Here is a 12899-nt window from a genome sequence, read left to right on the forward strand (position 1 = left end):
TGGTGCCGGTGGTCGGCTCCAGGAATTTGGTAAGCAGGTTGAAGCAGGTCGTCTTGCCTGCGCCGTTGGGGCCGATCAATGCGTGGATCGAGCCGCGCCGCACCTGCAGGTTGACGTCGCTAACCGCCGTGAACCCCTTGAATTCCTTCGTGAGGTTCTTCGTTTCCAGGATGATTTCCTGATTCATAGTCTCCTGCCCGCCCTCTTGCTGCGATACCGGGTTGTGCCCGGCACTGACAATGGTTCGAACTCCGGCGCTTTGTCGCCATGTTTGCCGCGTTATAGGTGTCTGGAAGCGGCGCGGCTGCCGCAATATCCGGGTGGCTCAACCGCCCTGAAGTGCAGGCGGGAGCACCGTATATCGGCGACTATTGTGTGCGTCTGCTGCGTCGCAAAACATCGGGGTTTGCACTAAGCATAAGACATGCAGGAATCGTCACGTTTGGCCATGTCTGGCCCACGCTGACACGGGTTGGCGGCGGGTGGCGGCGGGTTGGAGGCAGGGGGGCGGCAGCTTGCCGCCCCCCCGCACATCACGCCACGGGAATACCCGAAGGTGTGTCCGCCAACGCCTGCACCACAGCGCCGCCGCTGGCGCGCAGCTTGCGATCCTCGCGGATCATGTCGCTGGCGCGCTCGGCGATCATGATCGTCGGCGAGTTGGTGTTGCCCGACGTGATCAGCGGCATGACGGACGCGTCCACCACGCGCAGCCCGGCGATGCCGCGCACGCGCAGGCGGTTGTCCACCACGGCGTCCGGATCGTCGGCGCTGCCCATGCGGCAGGTGCCCACCGGATGGAAGATGGTCGTGCCGATGGCGCCGGCGGCCTCGGCCAGCTGCTCGTCCGTCTCGAACGCGGCGCCGGGCAGCCATTCCTGGGGCTTGTACGGCGCCAGCGCCGGGGAGGCGACGATGCGCCGCGTCAGGCGCAGCGAGTCGGCGGCCACCTTGCGGTCCTCCTCGGTGGAGAGGTAGTTGGGGGCGATGGCCGGTGCGCGCCGGAAATCGGCGTCTTCTATATGTACGCTGCCGCGCGAGGTGGGCCGCAGGTTGCACACGCTGGCCGTGAAGGCGTTAAACGCGTGGAGCGGATCGCCGAACTTGTCGAGCGACAGCGGCTGCACGTGGTATTCAAGGTTCGGCCGCGTGTAGCTGGGGTCGCTGCGCGCGAACGCGCCGAGCTGCGACGGCGCCATGCTCATCGGCCCGCTCTGGTTGAACGCGTACTGGAGGCCGATGCCAACCTTGCCCCACCAGCGCGCCACGCGCGTGTTCAGCGTGCGCACGCCGTCCACCTTCATCACCGCGCGCAGTTGCAGGTGATCTTGCAGGTTCTCGCCCACGCCCGGCAGCGCCTGCCGCACGCGGATGCCGAGCGATTGCAGCCGCTCCGGCTGGCCGATGCCGGACAGCTCCAGCAGCTGGGGCGAATTGATCGCGCCCGAGGCCAGGATCACCTCCTCGGTGACGCGCGCCTCGCGGTTCTGCCCGCCGCCGACGAACTGCACGCCAGTGCAGCGGCGCCCGTCGGGGCCGTCGAAGGTCAGCGCGCTGACCTGCGCCCCGGTGACGATGGTCAGGTTGGGCCGGTCCGAGGCGCGCCGCAGGAAGGCCTTGGCCGTGTTCCAGCGAATGCCGCGCCGCTGGTTGACCTCGAAATAGCCCACGCCGAAGTTGTCGCCACGGTTGAAATCGTCGGTACGGGGGATGCCGGCCTGCTCGGCCGCGTCGATAAATCGTTCGAGGATGTCCCAGCGCAGCCGCTGGGCCTCCACCCGCCATTCGCCGCCGGCGCCGTGGAAGGCGTTGGCGCCGCGATAGTGGTCTTCGCTGCGCCGGAACAGCGGCAGCACGTTGTCCCAGCGCCAGCCGTCGTCCCCGGCAATGCGCGCCCAGTCGTCATAGTCCTCGCACTGGCCGCGCATATAGATCATGCCGTTGATGGACGAACTGCCGCCCAGCACGCGCCCACGCGGGTAGCCCAGCGAGCGGCCGTTGAGCCCCGGCTCCGCCACGGTGCGGTACATCCAGTCCGTGCGCGGGTTGCCGATGCAGTACAGGTAGCCCACCGGAATATGAATCCAGTGATAGTCGTCCTTGCCGCCCGCCTCCAGCAGCAGCACGTTGACGTCGGCGTCCTGCGTCAAGCGGTTGGCCAGCACGCAGCCGGCTGAACCGGCGCCCACGATGATGTAGTCGTACGTCTCCATAGTCCCTGGCTAGTCCTTCAATGCGCCCCGGCATATCGGTTTTATTATCGGAATGCCACGGATCATCGCACGACTCGGACCCTGCCGGCGTCAGGGCTTTGCCTGAGTCGCCGCGCCCGCCCCCGCCACGGCAGCTTCCTCCAGATGCCGCCGCAGCCAGCCGGACAGCCCCGCGAACACCTCGCTGCGCAACGGCTCGGCCTCGTTGAAGATCTCGTGATAGCCGTTGTCGAACCAGACCATTTCGCGCAGGTCCTCGGGCGCGTTGTCGTGAAAGGTGCGGCTGCCGGCGGGATCGACGATCCGGTCCGCGCCGCCCACCAGCATCAGCGTGGGCGCCTCCAGCCGGGGCGCGTCGGCCTGCGCCTGGGCAATGCCGTGGAGCATCGTCTCCAGCACGCCAGCGCTGATGGTGCCCTGCACCAATGGATCGGTGCGATAGGCACGCACCACCTCCGGGTCGTGCGACAGTAGCCGCGCGTCGATCGGATTCGGCACGCGCAGCCGGGGCGCCAGCGCCAGCAGCAGCCGGTGCGCGGTCATCATGCCGCTGGAGATGCGCAGCGCCAGCGCCGGCGAGGACAGGATCAGCGCGCGGATCGGCCGCACGCGCGCCGTGGCCAGCCGCGCCGCCACCAGCCCGCCCATGCTGTGGCCGAGCACGATCGGCAATTCGTTCCATTGGCGCACGGCGGCGTCGTGGATCTCGGCGAGGTCATCCACATAGATGTCGGCGTGCGGCACGACCATGCGCGGACCGCCGCTGGCGCCATGGCCGCGATGATCATAGGCGCGCACCCGCAGGCCGAGCCCGCACAGCAGCGCCACCACGTGCGGGTAGCGCCCGCTGTGCTCGGCCAGGCCGTGTACCAGCAGCAGCGTGCCGAGCGGCTCGGGGTAGCGGTTCGGGTCGGGCAGCCAGGTGCGCACCAGCAGCTCGGTGCCGTCGCGCATGCGCTGGCGGGTCTCGGCCGGGGCGATGCCGGGGCGCTGCGCAGCTTCGGTGCCGGGCCGCTCGTCCACGCCGTCCATATCGTCCGTGCTCATGAGAGGTTCGTCCATCGCTTGTCTCCTGATTGGTACGCCTGCTTCTTCTTGTGGGAATGCTTGCGGCGCGCGGTCAGCGGTGACAGCTCGCACAATCCTTGAAATCATCGCCGGCGGCGCTCGCCATGTCCGCCAGGATGGGGCAGTCGGGGCGATCATCGCCACTGCAGGATTCGGCCAGCGCACGCAGCGTGTCTCGCATGGCAGCCAGTTCGGCAATCCGCACTTCGAGATCCGCCACGTGCTTCAGGGTCAGCGCCTTGACGTCCGCGCTGGCCCGCGCGCGGTCGTGCCAGAGCGACAGCAGCCCGCGAATCTCGTCGAGCGAGAATCCCAGATTACGGGCCCGCCGCACGAAGCGCAAGGTGTGCACCGCGCGGTCGTCGTAGCGCCGGTAGCCGCCCTCGGAACGCGGCGGCGCCTCCACCAGGCCGATCGATTCATAGTGGCGGATCATCTTGGCCGTCACGCCAGAGGCCGCCGCCGCTTCTCCGATATTCATCGCGAACCCTCATCAGTGGATCGGCCAGCCGCCACACGCGCCACCCCTGCCCCCGCCGGATGCCAGCGGCGCAGCAGCAGCGCGTTGCCGACCACGCTTACGCTCGAGAACGCCATGGCGGCGCCCGCCACCACCGGGTTCAGCAACCCGGCGGCGGCCAGCGGAATGCCGATCACGTTGTAGATAAACGCCCAGAACAGATTCTGCCGAATCTTGCGCACGGTGCGATGCGACACGGCGAGCGCATCGGCCACCAGGGCGGGGTCGCCGCGCATCAGCGTGATGCCGGCGGCGTGCATCGCCACGTCGGTGCCGGTAGACATGGCAATGCCCACGTCGGCGGCGGCCAGCGCGGGGGCATCGTTGATGCCGTCGCCCACCATCGCCACCACGGCGGCGCCATCGCGCTTGAGCGCGGTCACGCGCGCGGCCTTGGCCTCGGGCAGCACCTCGGCCTGGAACGCGTCGAGACCGAGCGCGCGGGCGACCTGCGCGGCGGCGCCGGGGTTGTCGCCGGTCAGCATCACGGTGCGGATGCCCGCCGCGCGGAGCCGCGCGATGGCCTGCGCGGCACCCGGCTTCAGGGCATCGCCGAACGCGACGAGGCCGGCCACGCGCCCGTCCGCCATCAGCCAGGACACCGTGCGGCCCTCGCCACGCAGGCGCTCGGCTTCAGCCTGGAGCGGGCCGGCGTCGGCGTGCAGCTCTGCGCGCAACACGTCGCTGCCCAGTTGCAGCGGCTGGCCATCCACTACCCCGGCGATACCGCGCCCCGGCAGCGCACGGACCTCGCTCGCCGGCAGGGGCGCGATACCACGCGCGGCGGCTGCGGCCAGCACGGCGCGGGCCAGCGGATGCTCGCTGCCGGATTGCAGCGCCGCCAGACGCGCCAGCAGCGCGGCTTCGTCCCCATCGGCGGCGATCAGCGCCACCACATCGGGCTTGCCGACGGTGAGCGTGCCAGTCTTGTCGAAGGCAACCACCGACACGCGATGCGCCACCTCCAGCGCCTCCGCGTCCTTGATCAGGATGCCCGCGCGCGCGCCGGCGCCCGTGCCGGCCATGATCGCGGTGGGCGTGGCCAGCCCCAGCGCGCACGGGCAGGCGATGATGAGCACGGCCACCGCGTTGAGCATCGCGGCGGTCCAGTCGCCGCCCACCAGCCCCCAGCCAAGCAGCGTGGCCGCCGCCAGCGCCAGCACCACCGGCACGAACACCGCGCTGACCTGATCCACCAGCCGCTGGATCGGTGCCTTGGCGGCCTGCGCGTGCTCCACCATGCGGATGATGCGCGCCAGCACGGTCTCCGCGCCCACCGCCACGGTACGCGCCACCAGCAGCCCTTCGGCATTGATCGCCCCGCCGGTGAGGCGGTCTCCGGCGCGCTTCGGCACCGGCACGGATTCGCCGGTCAGCATCGATTCATCGACATGGCTGCTGCCTTCGATCACCTCGGCATCCACCGGGATGCGTTCGCCGGGACGCACGATGACCTCGTCGCCCACGCGCACGGCGGCCAGCGGCACGGTGGCTTCCACGCCGTGGCGACGCACCTGCGCGGTGTCCGGCCGCAGCGCGGCCAGCGCGCGGATGGCGGCGGTGGTCTGGCGCTTGGCGCGCGTCTCCAGCCACTTGCCGAGCCGCACCAGCGTGATGACCACGGCGGCGCTCTCGAAATAGAAGTGCGGCATGGCGTCGTGCCCCGTCGACATCGCCATCTGCCACGTCTGCCACATCTGCCACAGCGACAGCCCGTACGCCGCAGACGTGCCGAGCGCCACCAGCAGGTCCATATTGCCGGCCCCGGCGCGCACGGCCTTCCAGCCGGCCTTGTAGAAACGCCAGCCGAACACGAACTGCACCGGCGTGGCCAGCAGCCACTGCACCCAGCCGGGCAGCATCGTGTGGATGCCGAACCACCCGAGCACCATCGGCGCCACCAGCGGCACGGACAGCGCGGCGGAGATCGCCACGGGCCACGGGCCGGACCAGAAATCGGCACGCTCCTCCCCCGCCGGGGCCGCCGCCTCGTCCGCCGGGACCAGCGTGGCCGCATAGCCGGCGCGCGAAACGGCATCGGCCAGCGCGGCTGCATCCACGGCGCCACGCTGCACCGTCACGGCAGCGCGCTCGGTGGCGAGATTGACCTGGGCATCCTCGACGCCGGGCACCGCGCGCAGCGCACGCTCCACCCGGCCCACGCATGACGCGCAGGTCATGTCGGCGATGTTCAGGTCGATGGTGTCGCGCGGCCCTTCGGCGGCGATCAGGGCGGGTGTACTGGACATGACAGGAAAACTCCACGGGAGCCATCGATAGCGATGACTGCACTGTGAACCCTACCATCATTGGAAGGTCAAGGTCTTTGCGCGCCGTGAAAAGCGCTTGCGCTTCCCATGGTGGGAAGGTTCACACTCAAGCTATCCGTCATGGATGTCATTGATCCCGGAGTTCCAAAATGATCCAGTTCCAAGTCGAAGGCATGTCCTGCAACCATTGCGTCCGCGCCATCACCCAGGCCGTCCAGTCCGTAGACCCCGCCGCCCGCGTCACGGCCGATGTGCCGACGCAGGCGGTCCAGGTGGAATCGGGAGCGGATCGCCAGGCGCTGCGGCAGGCGATCGAAGGGGCGGGGTATCCGGTGAAGGCGGAGTGAATCGGGCGCCATTTTGTGTTGCGCCTAAATCATCGCAATTTCAGCGTATGGGCATAGCCGGATCGCAACCCGTCATATAGATTCCGTGGTCGGTGTCATGGACCGGCCGACGCGGCGCGAGATACTGCGGCCCAAGTGGAAGGCCGTCGAGATCATTCAGGCAAGGCACCCCAGCCCCGCCGTGGCGCCCCCTGTCCCGGCCTATCTGCTGGCAACGAAGGTGCGCATGCAGCTCTTCACCTTGTCCGGCGAGCCCGTCGATGTCCCGCCGTTTGACAGGATCGAGGTCCTGCACGACTTCTTCGTTTCCCTGCGCCCCGGTCTGATGCTGTGGAAAACAACGGATCTGCAGGCCAAAACCTGCATGCTCTACAGCATGGGTTTCCGGCCGCTGCTCCGCACTCCCATGCCGCTCGACGTTTTCGGCAAATGTCCGGCTGAGTATTTCAAGAAATACTCCAGCTTCGCATTCACCGACACGGCGGAAAAGAGTCGGATATACCGCAAGGACCTTGCCGGTCCCGAAGGTCTGCTGCTTCCGACCGCCGCGAATATCGACGGCACCATCGTTTTCCGTTATGAAGACGGCTCTCTGGTCTTGAGGCGGCGTCGCGGTGGACCGCTGGAATATCGCCTGGTCAATGCCGCCGCACAGGATGTCCAGGGCGCAAGTTTCAGTAGATTCCGACGGTTTGGCCGTCGCCCTCTGGTCCTGCATGAGGGGAGATGGCGGACCCTCAATCCTGACGGCACCCTCAGTTCACGGCTCTTGTTCAGGTTCAGTTCCTGACTGCATCGCGCGAACCCACCATGAAAAAAGGGCACCCTAGGGTGCCCTTCTTGTCACATCAAGTCCGGATCAAACCAATTAGAACCCATACCCCACATTCAGGAAGGTAACGATCGGGCGCCAAGTCTCAAGGGCGGCGAATCGCAGCCTTTGGACAGTCATCCGGCCCACTCATCATACGGGCTGAACTGAGGGCGTTGACGAGTGCGTTTCTCGCCCTCACGACTTCGCGGTGGTATTTGGTCCGATTCTTCTTTCCAATATTTTCACCAAGCAAAGTATTGATCGAGACAGTGTATTTTCCATTGGATGCAACAGCAACATAGCATTGTCCGCCGTATTGGGATTCTGCTCCCCTGCCGTCCATCCACAGATAGGAAAGCTCTCCAGTAGCGTGCGTCCTCGATATTTCGTCTTCGAGATTGTCTCGGTGAAGTGAGAAATCACGAGGTGCCCATCCGCATCGTGCCAGTAGGGAACGCCCTCCTCCTTCGTCGCGGCGCACCGATCGAGGTTGGCATTGCACACGGTGAATGTATCAACGATATGTGGAGCGCTACGGCGAGGAAGATGACGTGCTGCAAGAAGCGTCTTGATAGTGACCAGCATCGCTGGCGCGCGCCAAGGTAACGGCAGGGCTCATCGCCGAGGCTAGAACGATCACGGCGGCTGCCAACCTTGCATGGATGTTCCATCGATATGCCACCAAGCCTATTCTCTCCACAACATCAACGCTTTTCCTCTCGTCAAGGCTGCTTCTAACGCACTAAGTGTCGCAAGAAAACGCGTTTTTTCTTCGTAAGCAAAGCATTCGGCCACCGCGACATATGCGCCCTTTACCTTGTTGCGCAGCACACCTGTCGCGCAAAGCATCGGGTAGCCCACAGCCTGCTGTTGCGATTCGTATTGAATGGCCTCAAGATAGATTGCCCAGTCATCGCTATGGATGCGCGTGGGCAGAACGCTTCTGCTTGCAATTTGACTTGCCAACAGCGGCGCCCCCAGCGTCGTGCGCATCAGCACGAGCCGCTCGCCTACGACGCGGAGCCCAGCCTCGCTATTCAACGACTCCCTGCTACCAGAGAAACCGAGGAACAAATGACGTTCGTCGAACGCCGACGCATAAGGGCCGTCATGGCCCTTCCAGTAGGTCACTATGCCGACGCCTTCCCTTTGGTTGCACCCGATGATTTCTAGATCGGTGAGACGTGGCGCGTCTGCGCATTGAACGGTGTTTGCGTAAGCCGGATGCGAAAATAACACGAGCATCCCTACGATGCGTGCGAGTTTATTGATCATTTACACGGCCCCATATCACACGAAATTTTTGTAGCCTGTCCTCCAGATGCTTCGGCCTTTTGTGTGGCGCACCCCGATTCACTAGGCCACCAATGCGTTGAACCTGCTCGCGCCCTGCGCCTTTATCCGCCTCACGATTTGCGACTTCCCGTACCCAGAAATAGCCTGACGTGTCGCAAGCGGCGGAATCATCCAGCGCAATAATCGTAGGATTTGAATCAGACAAAAAATCCCGAGCCTTATACTTTCCGTAGGCCCTGTAGTTTCTTCTACCGGTAATTTGTAAAAACCCGCGGCCTTTGAATTTGGCTCCATCACCAGCTGTTCCTCCTGAAGCTCTATTTGCCGCGCCATTGTCCATCCCCTGTGCCTTCAGAAGAATCTCTGCCGGGCGGCGGCCGGCATATGAAAGCTCCGTGTCATCACGCCGAACCACCCCAAGCCTATGCGCCAGCCCGCTTCGAAAATCAGCCGCCGCTGCCTCAGAAGAGATGATTTCGTACATCGTTCTGAAGTAGCGTTCGTTACCAATTTCCTCTCGATGTTGCCACCATCCAGTTTCATGGCCAACTTGTGAAAGGAAATGCGCGAGTCGCAGTCTCGATGTGATCAGGTATTTGTTCGCCATTGAACCTAGTTGCCGTCGCAAGGTTATCGCCCGTCTTTGACCTGCCGACGGTGCGGAATGCAGAATTCCCGTCAAATCAGACTCACTGAGCCACCCACATTTCCTGAAATGCCGAATAAACGCCAGCGGATGGAAGAACCATAGCTTCTCCGTGGTGGTGGGCGGCAACCCAGTCTTGTCCCAGAACTGGGCCTTGCCGACGAACGCCATGAACCGGCCATATCCCGCCGGGTCGCCTCCGTAGAACTCTCCGGGCTCCTTCAGCTTCCGGTATCGCGCTTCATTGTTTGACCCATCCCACTCCGACGGCATCTCGCACACCAGCCCTCGCAGCCTTTCTCTGACCCCCTTCCCCATCTGCACGTAGTAGCGCAATGCCTTGTTCGCGGAGCTTCCAACATACGGGTTATGGCCGGGATTCCTGTCTTTCATCAGCGTCTTGAGTGCATCGATATCGCAAAGCCCCTCCTGCGTGAAAGGCCCGGTGCCTTCGCTCACCTTTTCCCTTTTCCCAGCCCATGAAGCTAGGGAAGTCCGCATCGGATAGTTTCTGGATGCCAGCGTTGTGAATATCGATGTACCCCTGCTTGTCCGAATCGAACGCCACGCGGAACCATGTCGCCCGATTTCCGGCCGGCAACGTTTCAGGCCGGCTAAGAATGCGGCCGAAGCGCAAAAGCTCATAGCCGTCGCTGGGACAGCCCGGGTACAGAGCACACGCGCGCGCGTACATGTCGTACTCGTAGCCTTTTTCGAGAATTGGTTGCACTGTCAGCAGCGTGCGTTGCCCCTCCGCTTCATCGCGCCATACACGTGTCAGTTTCTGCCCACCCCGGAACTTCACCTCGATATAGAGCTTCCGGTCGGTCGCTGCAGTACCCTGCAGGGGCGGAAACTCAATGCCATTCAGCTTGTTTTCAATCGTGCCGGGTGGCTGTGCCAGGACTGGCAGCCCAGCCGGAATCACGTAATAGCTATCGCCCCAATAATCCGTCGAGGCAGGGGTCGAAGGAGTGGCCCGCCCCAGTTGAGTCTCATTGAAGTACGCCTCGAAATCCGCCCGGGTCATGAATATCTCAAAGTGCAGGTGCATCCGCCCATTGCACTGCCCGATCCATCCCAGAATATCTTTACGGCAGACCTTCTTGCCTTCGCCGCTCGCTATGCCGGTCGGCATGCGTAGCCACTCCGGCAAGTCCTTCGGGTTGCAGTTGCCGCCGTAGCCCCCCAGATGGCGCAGGTGCATGTACAGCGAGTAGAACCGTAGTCTGCGGTTCACACCGGTCTCCGTCTCGTGCCCTAGAGCACGAAGCCGAGATCGCTGTCTTTGCCCGCCCCGTCGGGTCCATCCAGATGCTGGCAGACGCGATAGGCCACCACTTCACCATCGGCAACCGCGCGAACGGCCTCATTCTGGCTCCGGGACGCGATGTGGCATCCGCCGTGCCAGCGACGATCGACGCCGATGGGATAAGTAGGATCGAACTGCTCCCCCTCGTCCGCGAGATCCATGACGTCCGCGCGTGCGTCGGTCGGGTTAGGGCCAATGGGGCTAGGGAGAAACGGAGGACTGATGAGCATGAGCCGCAGAGCAGTAAGCCGATAGGAACCGGCATACTAGAAGCGGCGAGTCGGACACTACAATCGCAGAACTCCGAAATTTGCAGCGGAGTTTGCGGCCGCGAGGGTTGCGGCAACTGCGGGAGTGGGAAAGGTCTGAGCAGTGGCGCCGACCAGGGCGCCCCATGACGCAACCGCAGACACCCGAAGGTGCCCGCGTACTGCCTGATCAACCAGTCAGAACCGATACCCCACGTTCAGGAACGTGACGATCGGGTCGATCTTGATCTTGGTGTGCGACTGCACCTGCGCGCCGTTGGCCAGCGTGGTGGTGAAGTTGGCGGTGGTCGAGATCGGCACGTAGGACACCGACAGGCCGACGAACCAGTTGTCGGTCACGGCGTAGTTGGCGCCGACATTGAACACCGGGTTCCACGACGGCTTGGCCGAGGCGGTCATGGTCGAGCCCGGGCCGAATTCGCTCTGCACGAAGGTCTGGTTGGTGACCGTTTCGCCCGTGAACCACGTGTAGTTCACGCCAATGCCCACGTACGGGCGGAATTTCGTCTTGGCGTCGAAGAAGTGCCACTTGGCGACGATAGCCGGGCTCCACTGGCGCACCTTGCCAAGCTTGCCGTACTTTTCGTAGCCACGGTCACCGCTCACGTCGTGCTCCGGCGGAATGCCGGCCACGAATTCCGTGGAGATGTTGTCCGTGAAGAAGTGGCTGAACGCCAGGCCGACCGTGTCGGCCGAGTCGATCGTTGCGCCCGTGTTCTGGCGCTGCAGACCACCGGTGGGACGGCCCGCGACCGAGTCGATCGTCAGGAATTCCGAGTGGCCCTGCGGCATCACCCGGAACCAGCCCAGGCTGACGATATTGCTGCCCGCGGATTGTGCCTGTGCCACGCCAGCCAGCGTCATTGCGGCGGCGGCCACGAGCATCTTCTTATAGGTGTTCTTCATGATTCCTCTTACTCCTCATCCTCGTTCAGTCTCAACTCACTGCAGGCACGCATTATCCGTCTCACGGACGGCATGCTGTTTCAAACGTGATACCGGGAGGTAGAAGATTTGCCCTAAAGGCAGGGTTAACCCAAAAACCTTGCACAAATCGAGGTCGAATTCGCCCCAAAACGCGGCTTTCGCGCAACGGTTATGTACACAAAACGATAATCCATTCGAGCAGTATGGTTTTTCTGCTGAGGACGAAGGTCAGCCGGCGTCACCCCGGCTGGCCAGCACGCAGGCGGCGAGGTCCCAGAGCGCGTACCCCACGCTCTTGAAGACCAGCGGGCTGCCGGTACGGTCGCGCAGGGCGTCGGCGTCAAGAATGGCGGTCTGGAACGGCTGGACCGTGGCCCAGTCGATGCCGGCCTGGAGCAGGTCGCCCGCCTCATCCTCGATGCCGAACAGGGTGTCGGCCAGTAGCCGGCCCTGGGCGGAAGCGGTCCGGCAAAGCACGGGCGGCAGCTCGCACATATCGGGGCGGAACGCGCCGACGCCAGCGACAAAGTGTCGATCTGTCCACAAGCCACTGTCGAGGTCGGGCAGTACCGCCGTGCGGCTCGACGTCACCGTGACGACCATCGATACGTGCGGCAGCGCCTCGGCCACATCCTCGATCACCCTCGCCTCCACGCCGAGGGCGAGCGCCTGGGCGGCCAGCGCCTCGGCCTTGTCCCGCGTGCGCGATTGCAGCCAGACCCGCCGTACCGGCAGCCCGGCCACGAAGGCTTCGAGGTGGGTCTGCGCCTGCACGCCGGCGCCGACGATCAGCAGTTCACCATCCGGCTCGGGCGCAAACGACTGCGCGGCCAGCAGCGTGACCGCCGCCGTGCGCCGCCCGGTAACCGTCGGACCATCGAGCATGGCGATCCGCTCGCCCGTGTGCGCGTTGGCGACCAGCACTTCGCCGAGGATGGTCGGCAGGCCGCGCCGGGGATTGTCGGGATGGACGGTGATGTTCTTGGTCATCACCAGGTCGCGGTTGCGCGCGGGCATGACCAGCAGCGTCCCGGCCCCGTTCATGGCGTCGCCCACGGGCAGGGCGATGCGTGGCGGCGCCATCGCGCTGCCGTCTCGCAGTTCAGCGAGCATGGCGGCGATGGCCTGGGCCAGTTCGGGATACGGCAGGCGGGCCGCCGTGGCGGCGGCGTCGAGCGGGACGAAGGCGTTGGGCATCGGGCGACGGATGGGTGACA

Annotated in this window: 13 protein-coding genes; 2 read left to right on the forward strand and 11 right to left on the reverse strand. The window is 64.7% G+C overall.

The features are described 5' to 3' along the window. The 5 genes from KHO18_RS20980 to KHO18_RS21000 form a co-directional block, all read right to left on the reverse strand. Window positions 1-187, reverse strand: a 187-nt coding sequence (locus KHO18_RS20980; RefSeq protein WP_211943795.1) for an ATP-binding cassette domain-containing protein, incomplete at its 3' end; no start/stop codon positions are given. Between the two features lie 346 nt (window positions 188-533). Continuing rightward, window positions 534-2213, reverse strand: coding sequence for a GMC family oxidoreductase (locus tag KHO18_RS20985; RefSeq protein WP_211943796.1), 1680 nt, complete (start codon window positions 2211-2213; stop codon window positions 534-536). 90 nt (window positions 2214-2303) lie between these two features. Next, entirely contained in the window at window positions 2304-3245 is a 942-nt protein-coding gene (locus KHO18_RS20990; RefSeq protein WP_144202759.1) for an alpha/beta hydrolase, read from the reverse strand. A gap of 88 nt (window positions 3246-3333) precedes the next feature. Then, window positions 3334-3762: a Cu(I)-responsive transcriptional regulator gene (cueR, locus tag KHO18_RS20995; protein ID WP_144202744.1), complete on the reverse strand. Its 429-nt coding sequence runs from the start codon at window positions 3760-3762 to the stop codon at window positions 3334-3336. Beyond that, on the reverse strand, window positions 3759-6050 hold the full coding sequence (locus KHO18_RS21000; protein ID WP_244844963.1) for a heavy metal translocating P-type ATPase: 2292 nt from the start codon (window positions 6048-6050) through the stop codon (window positions 3759-3761). The genes cueR and KHO18_RS21000 overlap by 4 nt, the downstream gene beginning before the upstream one ends. Before the next feature lie 170 nt (window positions 6051-6220). Between KHO18_RS21000 and KHO18_RS21005 the strand changes: the two genes are divergently transcribed. Then, window positions 6221-6418, forward strand: coding sequence for a heavy-metal-associated domain-containing protein (locus KHO18_RS21005; protein WP_211943797.1), 198 nt, complete (start codon window positions 6221-6223; stop codon window positions 6416-6418). Window positions 6419-6515: 97 nt separating this feature from the next. Beyond that, window positions 6516-7208: a hypothetical protein gene (locus tag KHO18_RS21010; RefSeq protein WP_211943798.1), complete on the forward strand. Its 693-nt coding sequence runs from the start codon at window positions 6516-6518 to the stop codon at window positions 7206-7208. A gap of 711 nt (window positions 7209-7919) precedes the next feature. Here KHO18_RS21010 and KHO18_RS21015 read toward each other — a convergent pair. The 6 genes from KHO18_RS21015 to KHO18_RS21040 form a co-directional block, all read right to left on the reverse strand. Further along, window positions 7920-8507 (reverse strand): hypothetical protein, encoded by a 588-nt coding sequence (locus KHO18_RS21015; RefSeq protein WP_211943799.1) that lies wholly within the window; start codon window positions 8505-8507, stop codon window positions 7920-7922. Beyond that, window positions 8497-9633 carry a hypothetical protein gene (locus KHO18_RS21020; RefSeq protein WP_211943800.1) on the reverse strand — a complete coding sequence of 379 codons (1137 nt, stop codon included), beginning with the start codon at window positions 9631-9633 and terminating at the stop codon, window positions 8497-8499. Before KHO18_RS21020 ends, KHO18_RS21015 begins: the two co-directional genes overlap by 11 nt. After that, the gene (locus KHO18_RS21025) at window positions 9542-10414 is read right to left on the reverse strand and encodes a hypothetical protein (RefSeq protein WP_211943801.1); all 873 of its coding nucleotides are present in this window, start codon (window positions 10412-10414) and stop codon (window positions 9542-9544) included. Before KHO18_RS21025 ends, KHO18_RS21020 begins: the two co-directional genes overlap by 92 nt. A 20-nt stretch (window positions 10415-10434) precedes the next feature. Beyond that, a complete protein-coding gene (locus KHO18_RS21030) occupies window positions 10435-10647 on the reverse strand; it encodes a hypothetical protein (RefSeq protein ID WP_211943802.1) in 213 nt (70 codons plus the stop codon). 285 nt (window positions 10648-10932) lie between these two features. Continuing rightward, a complete protein-coding gene (locus KHO18_RS21035; protein ID WP_092290929.1) occupies window positions 10933-11661 on the reverse strand; it encodes an OmpW/AlkL family protein in 729 nt (242 codons plus the stop codon). 249 nt (window positions 11662-11910) lie between these two features. Beyond that, entirely contained in the window at window positions 11911-12879 is a 969-nt protein-coding gene (locus KHO18_RS21040) for a delta(1)-pyrroline-2-carboxylate reductase family protein (RefSeq protein ID WP_211943803.1), read from the reverse strand. Window positions 12880-12899: the final 20 nt, after the last annotated feature.

Origin of the sequence: Cupriavidus campinensis, from assembly GCF_905397395.1 — a bacterium.
In the GTDB taxonomy this organism is placed as follows: domain Bacteria; phylum Pseudomonadota; class Gammaproteobacteria; order Burkholderiales; family Burkholderiaceae; genus Cupriavidus; species Cupriavidus campinensis.